11 protein-coding genes are annotated in these 13836 nt (G+C 62.1%); 7 read left to right on the top strand and 4 right to left on the bottom strand.

All coding sequences use genetic code 11. The features are described 5' to 3' along the window. Positions 1-2: 2 nt before the first annotated feature. The 3 genes from BDOA9_RS31665 to mdlC all read right to left on the bottom strand — a co-directional run bounded on the left by BDOA9_RS31665 (position 3) and on the right by mdlC (position 4771). Positions 3-1415 (bottom strand): MFS transporter, encoded by a 1413-nt coding sequence (locus tag BDOA9_RS31665; protein WP_082847945.1) that lies wholly within the window; start codon positions 1413-1415, stop codon positions 3-5. Between the two features lie 254 nt (positions 1416-1669). Beyond that, complete coding sequence (locus BDOA9_RS31660; protein ID WP_025037969.1) at positions 1670-3121, bottom strand: aldehyde dehydrogenase; 1452 nt, start codon at positions 3119-3121, stop codon at positions 1670-1672. Between the two features lie 9 nt (positions 3122-3130). Further along, positions 3131-4771, bottom strand: coding sequence for a benzoylformate decarboxylase (gene mdlC / locus BDOA9_RS31655; RefSeq protein WP_025037968.1), 1641 nt, complete (start codon positions 4769-4771; stop codon positions 3131-3133). A 98-nt stretch (positions 4772-4869) separates the two neighbouring features. Between mdlC and BDOA9_RS31650 the strand changes: the two genes are divergently transcribed. From BDOA9_RS31650 to BDOA9_RS31620, 7 genes are all read left to right on the top strand, one after another. Continuing rightward, positions 4870-5787: a LysR family transcriptional regulator gene (locus BDOA9_RS31650; protein ID WP_025037967.1), complete on the top strand. Its 918-nt coding sequence runs from the start codon at positions 4870-4872 to the stop codon at positions 5785-5787. Between the two features lie 225 nt (positions 5788-6012). Further along, positions 6013-6741, top strand: a complete 729-nt coding sequence (locus BDOA9_RS31645; RefSeq protein WP_025037966.1) for a helix-turn-helix transcriptional regulator — start codon at positions 6013-6015, stop codon at positions 6739-6741. A 138-nt stretch (positions 6742-6879) separates the two neighbouring features. Further along, the gene (iaaH, locus tag BDOA9_RS31640) at positions 6880-8289 is read left to right on the top strand and encodes an indoleacetamide hydrolase (RefSeq protein ID WP_025037965.1); all 1410 of its coding nucleotides are present in this window, start codon (positions 6880-6882) and stop codon (positions 8287-8289) included. 40 nt (positions 8290-8329) lie between these two features. After that, positions 8330-9511 carry a substrate-binding domain-containing protein gene (locus BDOA9_RS31635; protein WP_244521556.1) on the top strand — a complete coding sequence of 394 codons (1182 nt, stop codon included), beginning with the start codon at positions 8330-8332 and terminating at the stop codon, positions 9509-9511. 13 nt (positions 9512-9524) lie between these two features. Beyond that, a complete protein-coding gene (locus BDOA9_RS31630; protein ID WP_025037963.1) occupies positions 9525-10379 on the top strand; it encodes a branched-chain amino acid ABC transporter permease in 855 nt (284 codons plus the stop codon). Beyond that, positions 10357-12090 (top strand): branched-chain amino acid ABC transporter ATP-binding protein/permease, encoded by a 1734-nt coding sequence (locus BDOA9_RS31625; RefSeq protein WP_025037962.1) that lies wholly within the window; start codon positions 10357-10359, stop codon positions 12088-12090. The genes BDOA9_RS31630 and BDOA9_RS31625 overlap by 23 nt, the downstream gene beginning before the upstream one ends. After that, entirely contained in the window at positions 12087-12782 is a 696-nt protein-coding gene (locus BDOA9_RS31620) for an ATP-binding cassette domain-containing protein (RefSeq protein WP_025037961.1), read from the top strand. The genes BDOA9_RS31625 and BDOA9_RS31620 overlap by 4 nt, the downstream gene beginning before the upstream one ends. Before the next feature lie 57 nt (positions 12783-12839). Here BDOA9_RS31620 and BDOA9_RS31615 read toward each other — a convergent pair whose 3' ends face one another. After that, positions 12840-13835 carry an AraC-like ligand-binding domain-containing protein gene (locus BDOA9_RS31615; protein WP_025037960.1) on the bottom strand — a complete coding sequence of 332 codons (996 nt, stop codon included), beginning with the start codon at positions 13833-13835 and terminating at the stop codon, positions 12840-12842. Position 13836: the final 1 nt, after the last annotated feature.

Here is a 13836-nt window from a genome sequence, read left to right as displayed (position 1 = left end):
CTTCATGTTTTGCGCGCGGGAATGTGGCGGCCGACGACAGCGAGTGAGAGGGTGAGACCGATCATGGCGACGCCCAGCATCAGGAGATAGCCGTCCTTGCCGCCGACCGTGATCACCGTTGCACCGGCAAAGGCACTGAGGATGGCTCCGAGCCGACCAAAGGCGAGGGCGGAGGCCGTGCCCGTGGCCCGGACTGAGGTCGGGTAGACATAGGCGCACACGGCATACATGGTCGACTGTACCGCATTGGCGAAGAAGCCCTGCACACCGAACCCTGCTATCAGAATGCCTGCCTCCAGCGCGATGTTCACGCGGGTCAGATACAGCGCGGTGGCGGCGCCGAGCAAGCTGCACAGCAGGAGTGGCCAACGGGAACCGTACCGGGTGATGGCCATGGCGCATGTCAATGCGCCGAGCACGCCACCAAAGTTGTAGGCCGTCAAACCGGACCCCGCGATCGCAACGTCCAGCCCTTCGGACGTCAGCATCGTCGGCAGCCACGTGAACGCGCTATAGACGGCAAGCAGGTTGAGAAAGAAGGCGCACCAGAGCGCGATCGTGTCGCGGGCTCGGCCCTTCTCGAACAATGCAAGAAAACCCTCGCGCTTCTCGATTCTCTGCTCGCCCAAGTCCGTGAAGACGACGTCGGCCGCGACCGGTCGCGACATTCGTCCGACGAGCCGGCGCAGCTCGGCCCAACGCGCGGGCCGGCGCACGAGAAAGCGCGGGGTTTCCGGGAGAATGAAGAGCAGGGCGAAGCCCAGGAGGACGGCCAGAGCTCCACCAAGGAAGAACAGGGCCCTCCAACCGAGGTTCGGCAGGACGACGCTGGCGAACAGGCCGGCGAGCATGCCTCCAAGGGGGACACAGACGATGGTCGCCGTAATGGCGAGCGTCCGCCGCCGTGCCGGTGTAAATTCCGCCGCAACGGTGGTGGAGCTCGGCAAGGCTCCGCCAATGCCGAGTCCCGCAATAAATCGCAACGTGCCGATCTGCCAGAGGTTAGCTGCAACGCCGATGCAGAAGGTTGCCAGCCCGAAAACCATCACGCTCACGATCACGGCGCCGCGTCGTCCGAACCGGTCAGCGAGGAGGCCGGCGAAGGCGCTCCCAATTCCCATTCCGACCAGGCCGGCGGCAAGCGCGGGAGCAAAGTCGCCGCGGGTGACGCCCCACTCCTTCATCAGAACTGGGACAGCGAAGCCAATCAGCTGTCCATCGAACCCGTCCATGATGATCGACAGGGCGGCGATGAAGACGACGATCTTCTGCAGGACGGTCCAGGGGCCATCATCAAGGAGCCGCCCGATGTCCAGCGACGGATGTGCGCTGTCGCCGCTGCTGCTCACCTCACCAGGAAGGCGAGTTGGACCGGAGCCGGTTGCCGCGATGTGTGGAGTGGACAAGTGGCCCATTGGGTACGTCTCTGTCACAACTTCCCTCCCTGTTGTTTTGCGTCGATGTGTCGGATCACCGCGACGTCCGATCGGCCTTCAAGGGACCGAAACAAGAGTCCGTTCGCGCCGGAGCCGAGAATGGCGGTCCCATGACGCTGTAGCTGTTGACCTGACATCCTTCGCTCCTCTGGACGAGCTTCGCCGAGCCTCCCCAGCAATGCTGAGGGAGGCGACGTCACTTCATTGGAGATTGAGATCGGACTCGCGCCTGATCAGAACGGATAGTGTCGTTCGCTTGTCTGAATGGTCATCCAGCGGGTGTCCGTGAACTCGGCGATTCCGGCCTTGCCGCCAAATCGCCCGTATCCGCTGTCCTTGACGCCTCCGAAGGGCATCTGAGCCTCGTCATGAACGGTGGGGCCGTTGATGTGGCAGATGCCGGATTGAATGCGCGACGCGACGCGCATTCCTCTCGATGTATCCCTGGTGAACACGGCGGACGACAAGCCGTAGGCATTGTCGTTTGCGCAGGCGATCGCTGCGTCCTCGCCCTTGACCCGAACGATGGGCTTGATCGGTCCGAAGGACTCCTCGCTGTAGATCTTCATGTTCGATGTGACACCGTCGATCAGCGTGGCCGGCATCAGCGTGGACTCAGCTTTCCCGCCGCAAAGCAGTTTCGCGCCTTTCGAGAGTGCGTCGTCGATGAGGTCGTTGCAGCGCTTTACGGTGGTCATGTCAACGACCGAGCCGAGAACGACGGGGCCCTTTCTCGGATCGCCAAGCGGCAGCTTGCACGCCTTGTCGGCAAGGCGACGCACGAATTCGTCGGCGATGGCCTCGTCAACGATGATTCGCTCGGTCGACATGCAGATCTGGCCCGAATTCGCAAAGGCACCAAACGCGGCTGCGTTCACAGCGGCGCCGATGTCGGCATCGTCAAGAACGACGAGCGGCGCCTTGCCCCCGAGTTCGAGGACCGCCGGCTTGAGGTACTTCGCGCATGCGGCGGCAATGATCTTTCCGACGCGGGTCGATCCCGTGAAATTGACCCGGCGCACGGCGGGATGCGCGATCATTGCTTCGACGACAGGTCCTGCGTCCGATGGAGCATTGGTGACGTAGTTGACGACGCCCTTGGGAAAACCGGCTTCCTTGAACGCCTCGACGATCAGCCCGTGGGTTGCGGGGCACAGCTCGGAGCCCTTCAGAACGACGGTGTTGCCGCAAGCCAGGGGCAATGCAATGGCTCGCACGCCGAGGATCACAGGCGCATTCCACGGCGCCATGCCCAGGACCACCCCGGCGGGTTGCCGCACCGCCATCGCGAAGCTGCCGGGCACATCAGAGGGAATGATCTCGCCGCTGATCTGCGTTGTCATCGCCGCGGCTTCAAGCAGCATGCCGGCCGCGAGATGGACGTTGAACCCAGCCCAGATCCCCGAGCCGCCGGTCTCTGCAGCGATGGACGCGGCAAATGCAGGGGCCTTGGCTTCCAGCGCGTGCGCTGCCTTGGTCAGAAGGGCGCGGCGCTCCGAGGGACCTGTCGCAGACCAGCTCGGGAAGGCAGCAGCAGCTGCTTCCACGGCTGCAACCGCATCGTGCGCTGTAGCTGCCGGTGCTCGCGTTGCAATCTGGCCATCGAGCGGATTGAGGCGCTCGAACATGGCGTTACCGGTGGCCGCTCGTTGCTCGCCCGCGATCAACATCGAAATCGTGTTCATGTTCACTCCCTAGGTTCTGTTCGATTTCTGCAGGTCTCTGTCTTCGACCTCGACTTCGATCAGCATTGGTCGCTCAGACGAAAATGCCTTGGCCAGAGCGTCGTGGAGGCCCTTGGCGTTCCCGACATGGACTGCAGAGCAGCCCAGGCCCCTCGCAATCGAGACGAAATCGAGCCCGGGAAGGTCGGTGCCTTGCACATGCTCTTGCGAACTGAAGCCGAACACGGGTGCGAAGTCCTGCAATGCGGCGTAACGCCCGTTCTTGAGAATGACGAAGGTGACGGGCAGACCAAGTTGTGCCGCGCTCCAGATCGCCTGGATTGAGTAGAGGCTGGAGCCATCGCCCATCAGAGCAATGACACGGCGGCCGGGCTTTCCGAGGGCCACGCCGACAGCCGCCGGCATGCCATAACCGAGGCCGCCGCTGTCCATCGTGTAGAAGGCTTCGCTCTGCGTGATGGGCAAGTGCGCCTGCATCACAGGCCTGGCGCCTGGCGCTTCCTCGACGATGATGCCGTCGGCAGGCTTCATGTCCGCAATGGTCTGCGTCACGAAAGCCGTTGAGAGCGGTGCCGTCGGCTCCACTCGCCGAGCGGTGGTGCGAGCGGGAGGATTGGCGCGGGTCGGTGGCGTCGCACGTGCAAGAAGATCCAGCAGGCCGAGCCGCACGCTGCCGGTCGCAGCGATTCCCTCCGGCGTCCATGCGGCGGTCTGGGGATCGTCGGTCAACTGGAAGAGCTCGGCTCCATCTGGCAGATGCGGACCGAACCCCTCGACATGATACGAGAACGCCGGCGCGCCGATCGCGAAGACGAGATCGTGTCCCTCGAGCAGGTGGACGATCTTCTCGCGGATCGCCGGCAGGAACCCGGCGAACAATCGGTGGTCCTCGGGGAAGCTGCAGCGGCCGGACATCGGCGCAGTGAAGACTCGCGCATTATGCGCTTCGGCGAGCCGCCGAACTTCGTTGAAGGCGCCGTCGCGATCAACGGCCGCTCCGACGACGAAAGCCGGCCGCTTCGAACGATCGAGGGCGCTTCCGATCTGCTCGAGAATGGCTGGATCGGGGCGGACCTGCTGGCTGACCGTGCGTGTCGGCAAATACTCGGCGGGACGATCCCAATCGTCCACGGGCACCGAGACCAGGACGGGCCCGCAAGGTTGCGTCATGGCGATGTAGTAGGCGCGCGCAATGGCATGCGGCACGTCCTCGGCACGTGCCGGCTCGATGCTCCATTTCACATAGGGCTTTGGAAGCTCGGTGGCCTCACGGGAGGCGAGGAACGGATCGAAAGGGAGGATGGAGCGGGCTTGCTGTCCGGCCGTGATGACGAGGGGCGTCCGGTTCTTGAACGCGGTGAAGATGTTGCCCATGGCGTTGCCGACGCCGGCCGCCGAATGCAGGTTGACGAAGGCCGCGTTGCGCGTTGCCTGCGCAAAGCCGTCGGCCATGCCGACGACAACAGCCTCCTGGAGTCCGAGAACGTAGCGGAAATCGTCGGGGAAGTGCCGGAATAACGGCAATTCCGTCGATCCCGGGTTGGCAAAGACGGACGTCATGTCGAGGCGACGCAGCAGATCGACGACGACATCGCGCACGGTCGGCGCAGTCACGCGTCGTTGCTCGAACGTATCCGTCCCAGTGGCCATGTCCGTTCCCATCCCGGTTTTTTTTGTCGTTCGGACACTAGGGGAGGGACGCCGTTGCAAAGAATTGAAAAAAAGGGGAAAAGCCATTACACTTGGTTATGGCCCTAAGTATCGAACAGCTGACGACCTTCACCACGATCGTCAAGGCGGGGAGCCTTGGTCGGGCGGCGGCCCTGCTGCATATGACACAGCCTGCGCTGAGCCGGGCAATCAAACGGCTGGAGCAGCAACTCGGCGCCGAACTGTTCGAGCGCCACTCCAAGGGCATGCAACTGACCGATATTGGTCGGGCCTTCTTACCGCACGCGACCTCGTTGCATGTCGAGGCCACGCAAGCGTTGGAGGAAATTCAGGCGCTGCGTGGCGCGGCGAAGGGGACTGTCCGGGTCGGAGCGGTGGCGAGCATCGCGAGTTCGATCCTGCCGCCCGCGATCGAGCGTACCTTGACCAAATGGCCCGGCCTTCATTTCGAAGTCTTTGAAGGCGTCTGGGACTTATTGGCAGCGAGTTTGTCGAAGCACGAGATCGATCTCGCCTTGGGCGCGGACGCGCCGGACACGGACGAAATCGTTGCAATTCGTGATTGCTGCTGGGAGGACACGAGCCACGTGATCGTTTCGTCCGGGCACCCGCTCAAGCGTCGTCGAAAGTTGACGCTCGCCGAGACGCTTCACGAGAAATGGACGATCCCGCCGCCCGGCACCGGGCCGCATCAACACGTCGAGCGTATGTTCGCCGAGCAAGGGCTCGGCATGCCCGATGTGATCGTCAGAACACGCTCGATCACCGTGCTCAAGAGTCTTGTCGTCGATTCCGGCTTTCTGAGCTGGATGGCGGAGCCGATGTTCGAGCCAGAGCGGCGCGCCGGCCTCATTGCTCCGCTTTCGATCGCCGGGGTCGATGGGCGGCGAAGGCTGGTGGCGTTTCGCCGCCGGCGGGGTCTCCTGGCCGTTCCGGCGGTGAAGCTGCTGGACGAGTTGAGACGGCTGACGTCGGCGGGAAGCCGCAAACGCTGATCGCAAGTTCGGCCATGGGCATGCCTGAGCACAACGTACGAGTTGCGGCAGCGGCCAAAACCGATTTGTGCCGCAAGGGTTTAATTGCCGATCCTGGGGCAGCTTCGAGCCTCGAACGTACTTGGGTTAGGTAGGCTGGCCTGAATTAATCCCTTTATCGGTGCCGCCGCCTCTGCCTATGATGGCAAGAAAATTGCTTCGGTCGCCGGGAGGAGGGAAAGATCGATGAACCGCGTCCGCGACATTGTTTCGCAAGACCTGAAGTTGTTCGGTGACATCGTCGTGCGCCTTCAGCGCATGGATCCGAGCGCCGACCTGAGGCAATCAATCCTTCCGGACCTGCTGAGGTTGCTGCGCGCCGACTTCGTCGCATCGTATGTCTGGCGGTCGGAGAGCGCGAATTTCCAGCAGGGTGTCTCGCTCAATATGGATCCGCAGAATCTGAAGCGCTACGACGACTGGTTTCAGTTTCGCGACCCCATGACGGCGCAACTTCGCCAGCGCCGTCGCGCCTCGTTCGTTGAAGAGGTATTGCCTCGCCGCGACATGATTCGTACCGAGTTTTACAACGACTTCCTGGCACGAGATGGCCTGCATCACGGCATCAACATGTATGTCTTCGACGGTGACCGTGATCTCGGCGACTTCCGGATTTGGCGCGCGGCCGGGCGCCCGGATTTCGAAAGTCGCGAGATCGACCTTCTTACCGGTCTTGAGCCTTTCCTGCGCGGCGCGATGTTGCGGGGCATGCACAGGTACGAGGACTTGACCGCGCGGGAAAGCGACGTCGCGAGCCTGGTCGCGAGAGGCTGCACGGATCGAGATATTTCGCGGTTGCTCAATATCGGCTTTGCGACCGTGCGCACGCATATCAACAACGCGATGCGAAAGCGCTGCTGCGCCAACCGTGCCGAACTTGCGGCCCTGGTGGCACGCGAGAAGCCGATCAGCTGAACCGTAGTCGTCTCTGACCGCTTCGAATCGGGGTCGCGCCGAGCCCATGCGGCAGCGCGGCTCCACATTTGTGTTGATACCGCTGCGGGCGGGAGCATTCTATCGATCGCGTCCTGGAACAAATTTCTGGGACGAGCCATGAAAAATCTGCACGAACTGGGCGTGGTGGAGGCCGCTGCCGCAATCCGCTCGGCCGAGATCACCGCAGAGGCGCTTGCTTCGGCGCTGCTGGAGCGCGCGAGGACATTCAGCGGGCTGAACGCATTTGTCACGCTCGATGCCGACCAGGTCATGGCGGCGGCTCGGCGGGCCGATCAACAGCGACAGGCCGGTCAGGCGCTTGGATCGCTCCATGGCGTGCCGATCGCATTCAAGGACAACATCAATACCGCCGGTCTGCCTACGATGGCCGGCACGCCCGCATTGCGCGCGCACCGGCCGAAAGCGGACGCACCGGTCGTCAAAGCCCTGAAGAACGCCGGCGCAATCCCGTTCGGCAAAGCCGGAATGCACGAGTTGGCGTTCGGCATAAGCTCGAACAATCAGGCGTTCGGAGCCGTCAGGAATCCCTTCGGAGATCGCCACATACCGGGAGGCTCGAGCGGTGGTTCTGGTGCGGCCGTGGGGGCACGGCTGGTCCCGGCCAGCATCGGCTCCGACACCGGCGGATCAGTCCGCGTCCCCGCTGCATTCTGCGGTGTGATGGGTTTCCGGCCGACGGTGTTGCGGTGGCCGCAGGCGGGCATCGTTCCGATCTCGTCAACGCGCGACACGGCGGGACCCCTGGCGCGCCATGCCCTCGATCTCGCGGCCCTCGACGCTGCGGCCACGGGCGATGCCAGCGCCGTTCCGGTGAAGCGCCTTTCGGATCTCCGGATTGGCGTGCCCAGGTCATTCTTCTGGGATGATCTGGAGCGGGAGACTGCCCGTATCTGCGAAGCCGCTCTGGACATGCTTAAGCGCGCAGGCGTCACCTTGATCGAAGTCGATCTGCACGAGGTTGCCGTGCCGAACGAGGCAGTTTCGTTCACGGTCGCGCTTTATGAAGTCAAGCGTGACCTCGATGCGTATCTAAGAGACGAAGGGATCGCTCCGCGCTTTGCCGAGATCGTTGCAGAGATAGCCAGCCCCGACGTCAAAGCCGTTCTCGCTCCTTTGCTGAACCCCGCATCGGCAGTTCCAGCAGAGGCCTATCGGGAGGCCATGGAAATCCATCGGCCGAAACTGATCTCGCTCTATCGCGCATGTTTTGCCGAAAATCAGATCGATGCTGTCGTCTTTCCCACGACACCGCTGCCGCCGCCACTCATTGGTGAAGACGATAACGTAACGCTCAATGGCCGCGTCGTTCCGACCTTTGCAACTGTCATCCGTAACACTGACCCGGGAAGCAATGCCGGCCTTCCCGGCATTAGCCTCCCCGCTGGCCTGACCTCGGCAGGCCTACCGGTCGGTCTCGAATTCGACGCTCCCGCCGGCAGGGATCGAGAACTGATCTCGCTTGCTATCGCCCTGGAGGAGTTGCTTCCGGCGCCGCCGACGCCGTGACCCGATTGCAAATATCGTCATGCCATCATTGGAGGGAAAAGTGCCTACATCAATCAAGATGACTCGTCGCGATCTCGTCCGTGCCGCCGGTGCGGCAGCCCTTGCGGTAGGTGCGCCCACGATCATTCGCCCTGCGCGCGCGGCGGACGCGCTCAAGATCGGCGTTCTTGTCGCCGATTCCGGGCCTGCTGCCTTGTTCGGTCCTGCGCAGCGCGCAGCAGCAGAACTGGGCGCCGCGACGATCAATGCCAAGGGCGGAATTCTCGGACGCCAAGTCGAAATCATCTTTGCCGACGCTGGAGCTTCGCCTGCCGAAGTGGCCAAGAGCGCCGTCAAATTGATGTTGAGCGACAAGGTCGAGATGATCTTCGGCTCGCACGACAGTGCCGTTCGGCAGGGCGTGGAGAACGTGGTCAAAGGCAAGATCCCGTACGTTTACACGCCCCTGTTCGAGGGGGACGACTGCTCGTCCAACGTCTACTTCCTCGGTGAAGTGCCCGAGCAGGAGTTGCAAAAAACGCTTCCCAAGATGGTCGAACTTGCCAAGGGCAAGACTTTCTACCTTGTCGGCAACGATTACGTCTGGCCACGCACCACCAATGACAAGGCGAAGAAATACATCGCTGATCTCGGCGGCACGGTCGTGGCGGAGGATTACTACCCGCTTGGTGCGCCGAACAAGTTCGAGAATACGGTAGCCAAGATCAAGTCTGCGAAGCCCGCCATCGTGCTGCAAACCTTGGTCGGCGGCGACAATGTCAACTTCAACCGCACCTTCGCCGACTTCAATTTGTCCGACGATATCCTTCGCCTGTCGTGCCTGCTCGAGGAGAATACGCTGATCGGAATCGGGAAGGATGCCAGCAAAAACCTCTATTCGAGCCTCGGCTATTTCGCGGATCTCGATCTTCCGGAAAACAAGGCCTTCATTGGCGAACTGACCAAGAAGCATGGCGACAAGGCGCCGCAGCAGTGCACCATATCCAAAGGCCTCTACGATGCGTTTGTGTTCGCGGCTGCTGTGACGACCAAGTCTAAATCGCTCGCCGCCAAGGACTTCGCTGCGGCGGCCGAGGGTGTGCAGTTCGACACCCCGAGCGGGTCGATGACCATGACGCACCGCCACACCTCGAAGAACATCTTCCTGGCTCGTTGCGAGGGAACGAAATTCGCTGTGATCGACACCTTTGCAGCTGTACCGACACAGCAGTCCTGCACCTGACGAGGTCAATGGTATGGAGGCTTTGCTCTTCACGCAGGGGCTCAACGTCGTGTTCGAAGCCCTGATCCTTGCGATGTTGGTCCTCGGCCTCGCCGTCGTGATGGGCTTATTGAACGTCCTGAACATCGCGCATGGCGAGTTCATCATGATAGGCGCGTATGCCGCCTATATCGTGCAAAGGGCAGGGCTTCCATATTTGCTCGCGATACCGGCCGCTGCGCTGGTCTGTGGGGTTATCGGCCTTGTCGTGGAGCGATGCCTGATAAGACCATTGCACTACGAACCGTTCGAGACGCTGCTGGCGACCTGGGGGCTGGGGCTGCTGCTTCGCAAGTGTGTCGAGCTTGGGTTCGGCCGGGGTTACCGCAGCGTGGACATACCGATCGGCGGCTCAGTGAGCCTCTTTGGCGAGTCCTATCCCACATACCGACTGGTGCTGATGCTGGTTGCCGTTTTGGTGCTTGCCAGCCTGTTTGTCTGGTACAGGCGCGCTCCGACCGGGGCCCGGATCCGGGCCATGGTCGGCAATCCCGTGCTCGCGGAGGCCGTCGGCATCCGAACGCGTGAACTGGCGCGTAACACCTTCATCACAGGCACCGCATTGGCAGGTGTTGCCGGCGTCATGGTTGCGCCGCTGACGCCGGTCGAACCATTCATGGGACTGACCTTCATCGTGAACTCATTCTTCGCGCTGGTGGTCGGTGGAATGGGAACGGTATCGGGCCTGTTCGCTGGCGCGACCATCATCGGTGGACTGCAAAGCGTTTTGTCTGCCGCCGTCAGCCCGACCTCGGCCTACATTGCCATGCTCCTTATCTCCATCCTCTTCCTCTGGCAGCGACCCCGTGGCTTATTTCCTCGTCCGTAGCATCCTGATACTTGCGTTCCTGATCCTCATTCCACCCCTGCTGGGTGAGTTCTGGGCCTATCAGCTCGGGCTCTATTTCATCTATGGCCTGGCCGCGTTGGGGGTTGGTCTGACCTGGGGACAGGCCGGGATTCTGCCGCTCGGGCAGGGAATGTTTGTCGCGATCGCCGCCTACCTGACCGCACATGGGCTGCTCGCTTTCGGCTCGTCGCCGATCGCCTATCTCGCGCTGCCTGCCGCCAGCGTTATCGTCGCCGTTCTTGCCTTTGCGTTTGCTGCTCTGGTGTTTCGAGGGCGGTTTGAGCAGGGCCCGTCATTCTCGCTGATGACGCTCGCGTTGACGCTGGCGGCATTTCAGGTGGCGAACGGATGGAGTAGCGTCACCGGAGGATTCAATGGACTTCGTAATATTCCAGGCCTGCCCGGCTTGGATGGTTTCCTGGACCTCTACTATCTCATTGCCATTCTCCTGGGGCTGAGCATCGCCGCCGTGGATTACCTCGTGCATGCGCCAATTGGCGTGTTGTGGCGGGCGATTGCCGACAACGAACGACGGCTGGCTTTTCTCGGTTATGACGTTGCGGTCATCAAGGCCGTCGCGTTTGCAGTAGCGTCCGGTCTCGCCGGACTGGCGGGAGCTCTTTATGCTCCGCAGCAAAACCTCGTAACGCCCGACCTTGCAGGCTTCGCCTTCTCCGGCGATCTGGTGATTTTTGCTGCCGTCGGCGGACGCGCCACCGTGCTCGGGCCCGTGATTGGCGCCGTCGTCGTCGGTGTTCTGTCGGCCGAGTTGCGTGATCGCTTCCCTTGGTGGGAGATCGGTATCGCCTTGTTCTTCATCGTCGTCGTGCTTCGCCTTCCCGGCGGACTCATGACCCTCTTTGCGCCATTGCAAAGATTCTCCTTCGCGAGAACGACCATCCGCGCGCGATCAGCAGCTCCCGGCAAGCCGCGCATTGCAACGTCGCTCTCTGTGGCATTTGAGGATGTACGTGTGCGCGTTGGCGACGTGACGATTCTCGATGGCCTGTCGGTGCGCACCGGCGAGGAAGCCGTGCTCTGCGTTATCGGCCCGAACGGAGCCGGCAAGACCTCGACGCTCAACGTCATGACTGGCATGTTGCCGAGGCGAGGCGGCAGGATTGTCATTGATGGAGCGGACGTGCTTCGGCCAGAGCCGGCGATCGTTGCAAACAAGGGAGTGGCCCGTAAATTCCAGACGCCATCAGTGTTTCCGAAGTTGACGATCGACGAAAACCTGGCGGTAGCACTCTGGGCCGGGCGTTGGCGTGGGTTCGACCTGCTCCGGCTCGGTCTGTTTGGATGGACCTCGCCGCTGCTCGAAGAGATGAGGGGGCGCTTCCAATTCCTGCATGACGGAACAAGGCCGGCATCTGCTCTCTCCCATGGCGAGCGTCAAATTCTCGAGCTCACCATGGCGCTGATCACCGAGCCGCGCATGTTGCTGCTGGACGAGCCCTGCGCAGGGCTGTCGCACGAAGAGACCGCAGCAGTGATCGATGCGATCCAGTGGGCGCGGGGCGAGCTGAACCTGCGCATCATCATCATCGAGCACGACATGGAACTCGTGCGCCGCCTCGCCGACCGTGTGGTCGTGCTGCATCAGGGCCGCTTTCTCGCGGACGGCAGCGTCGAGGAGGTGCAGTGCAATCCGGAGGTTCGCGCGGTCTATGTCGGAGGCTCCCGGTGACATCAGGCTATTTCGAGATCCAGAACATCTCCGGCGGCTATGGGTCGGGACGCGTCGTCCGCGATGTCAGTATTTCGATCGGTCGGGGAGAGGTGGTGTGCCTGCTTGGTCGCAATGGCGTTGGAAAATCGACCCTTGCGAAGCTTGCGTGCGGATTCCTGCAGCCCATGAGCGGAGCAGTGCGGCTCGCAGGAGTTGAGATCACAGGCAAGCGGCCGTCGGAGAACCTGACGCTCGGTTTGACCTATTGCCCGCAGGAGAGGGTGGTATTCGATGATCTCACCGTCGCGGAAAATCTGTCGCTGATGCGCACTGATCGCCGGCTCGACGAGTTCGAGCCCTATTTTCGCGCCTTTCCGCGGCTCTGCGAACGCCGCGGCCAGCACGCCGGAACACTCTCGGGCGGCGAGAAGAAGTTGTTATCCTTTGTGCGGGGCCTCTCGGAAGGATCGGCCATGATGGTCATCGACGAACCCACTGAGGGAGTTCAGTTCGAGAACGTCGTTCGCATGGCTGAACTCATGCTCGCGCAGAAGGAAGCCGGGGCGTCGTTCCTGGTCGTCGAGCAAAACCTGACCTTGGTTGACCGAGTGGCCGACCGGATTATGATCATGGACCACGGAGAAATCGTCCTGAGCGCGCCTGCGTCCGAACTCGATCGGCAACAGATCCTCGCCCACCTCACGGTATGAACTGGCCCAAGCAGTTGCCTTGGCTCAAAGTGATGCCAGAGAGGCAGCGCGGCGACATCAGGATTGCATCGCGAGACCATTTCGATAGTCGCGCGGCGCCACTCCGAACTTGATCCGGAAGGCCTTGCTGAAGTGGCTGAGATCGTTGAACCCGTTATCCATCGCGATCTGGGACACGCCGCGCGCGCGCAACGCCGGGTCCTTGAGCTGTTCGGCGCAGCGATCAAGCCGCCTTGACCATATGTACCGCGACAACGAGGTCCCCTCGGCTTCGAGCAGCTGGTTGATGTATCTTGCCGATAGCTTGAGTTCGGCTGCGATCGTCGCCGGTGTCAGGTCGGCATCGTGAACGTTGCGCTCGACCGTCTCCTTGATCCTCATCAGCGCCAGGCTCCGATACTCGGTAAGCGAGGGGGCGCACGAGTCGGCTAATTCCGCCAGCAGGGCGAGCAGAAGGTCCTTGAAGTTCTGCGATATCTTGAGGCCGGCGGCAGGGCTCGTGAGATGGGGCGCACGATCGACGAGATGTGACAAGTAGCCAAAGACCATTGGTGCGAGCTCGGATCGTTCGCCCAAATTGCACGCCGAGAGACGATTGAGGTGCGGGATCCTGCCGACGCACTGCTCGCGGGGGACCCGAATGGAGGCAAGCTCGAAGGCCTCGTGCGAGGAAAGCTTGTACGGTCGCGTTGCGTCACAGAGCGCGCCGTCGCCGAGCTTGAGATGGGCCGTGCGCCCGTCCTGCTCAGCAATCAACGAGCCCGAGAGAACGAAGTTGAAGACCAGCATCGAGTGGTCTGCGCGGGAGATGCCTTCACTGCTTCGCTGGGCCACATGGGGAGAAGCCTTGATGCGGCACAGGTCGAGACCATTGATCGGTGTGGAGTGGAAGCTCGCATCGAACTGAGCTTCGCCGACCAGCTGGTAGTCCAGGTCGACGAGATTGCGGCTCACAACGTCGTGCCAATAGTCGAAGCGCTCTCGCGGCGGAAGGCTCGCCGTCGAGGCGAAGCACGGCTGCATCGCAGCAGCCTTTGTGGCTTCCAGAAGCATC

It is taken from the genome of Bradyrhizobium sp. DOA9 (genome assembly GCF_000617845.2).
In the GTDB taxonomy this organism is placed as follows: domain Bacteria; phylum Pseudomonadota; class Alphaproteobacteria; order Rhizobiales; family Xanthobacteraceae; genus Bradyrhizobium.
This window is presented reverse-complemented; position numbering and strand designations above follow the sequence as displayed.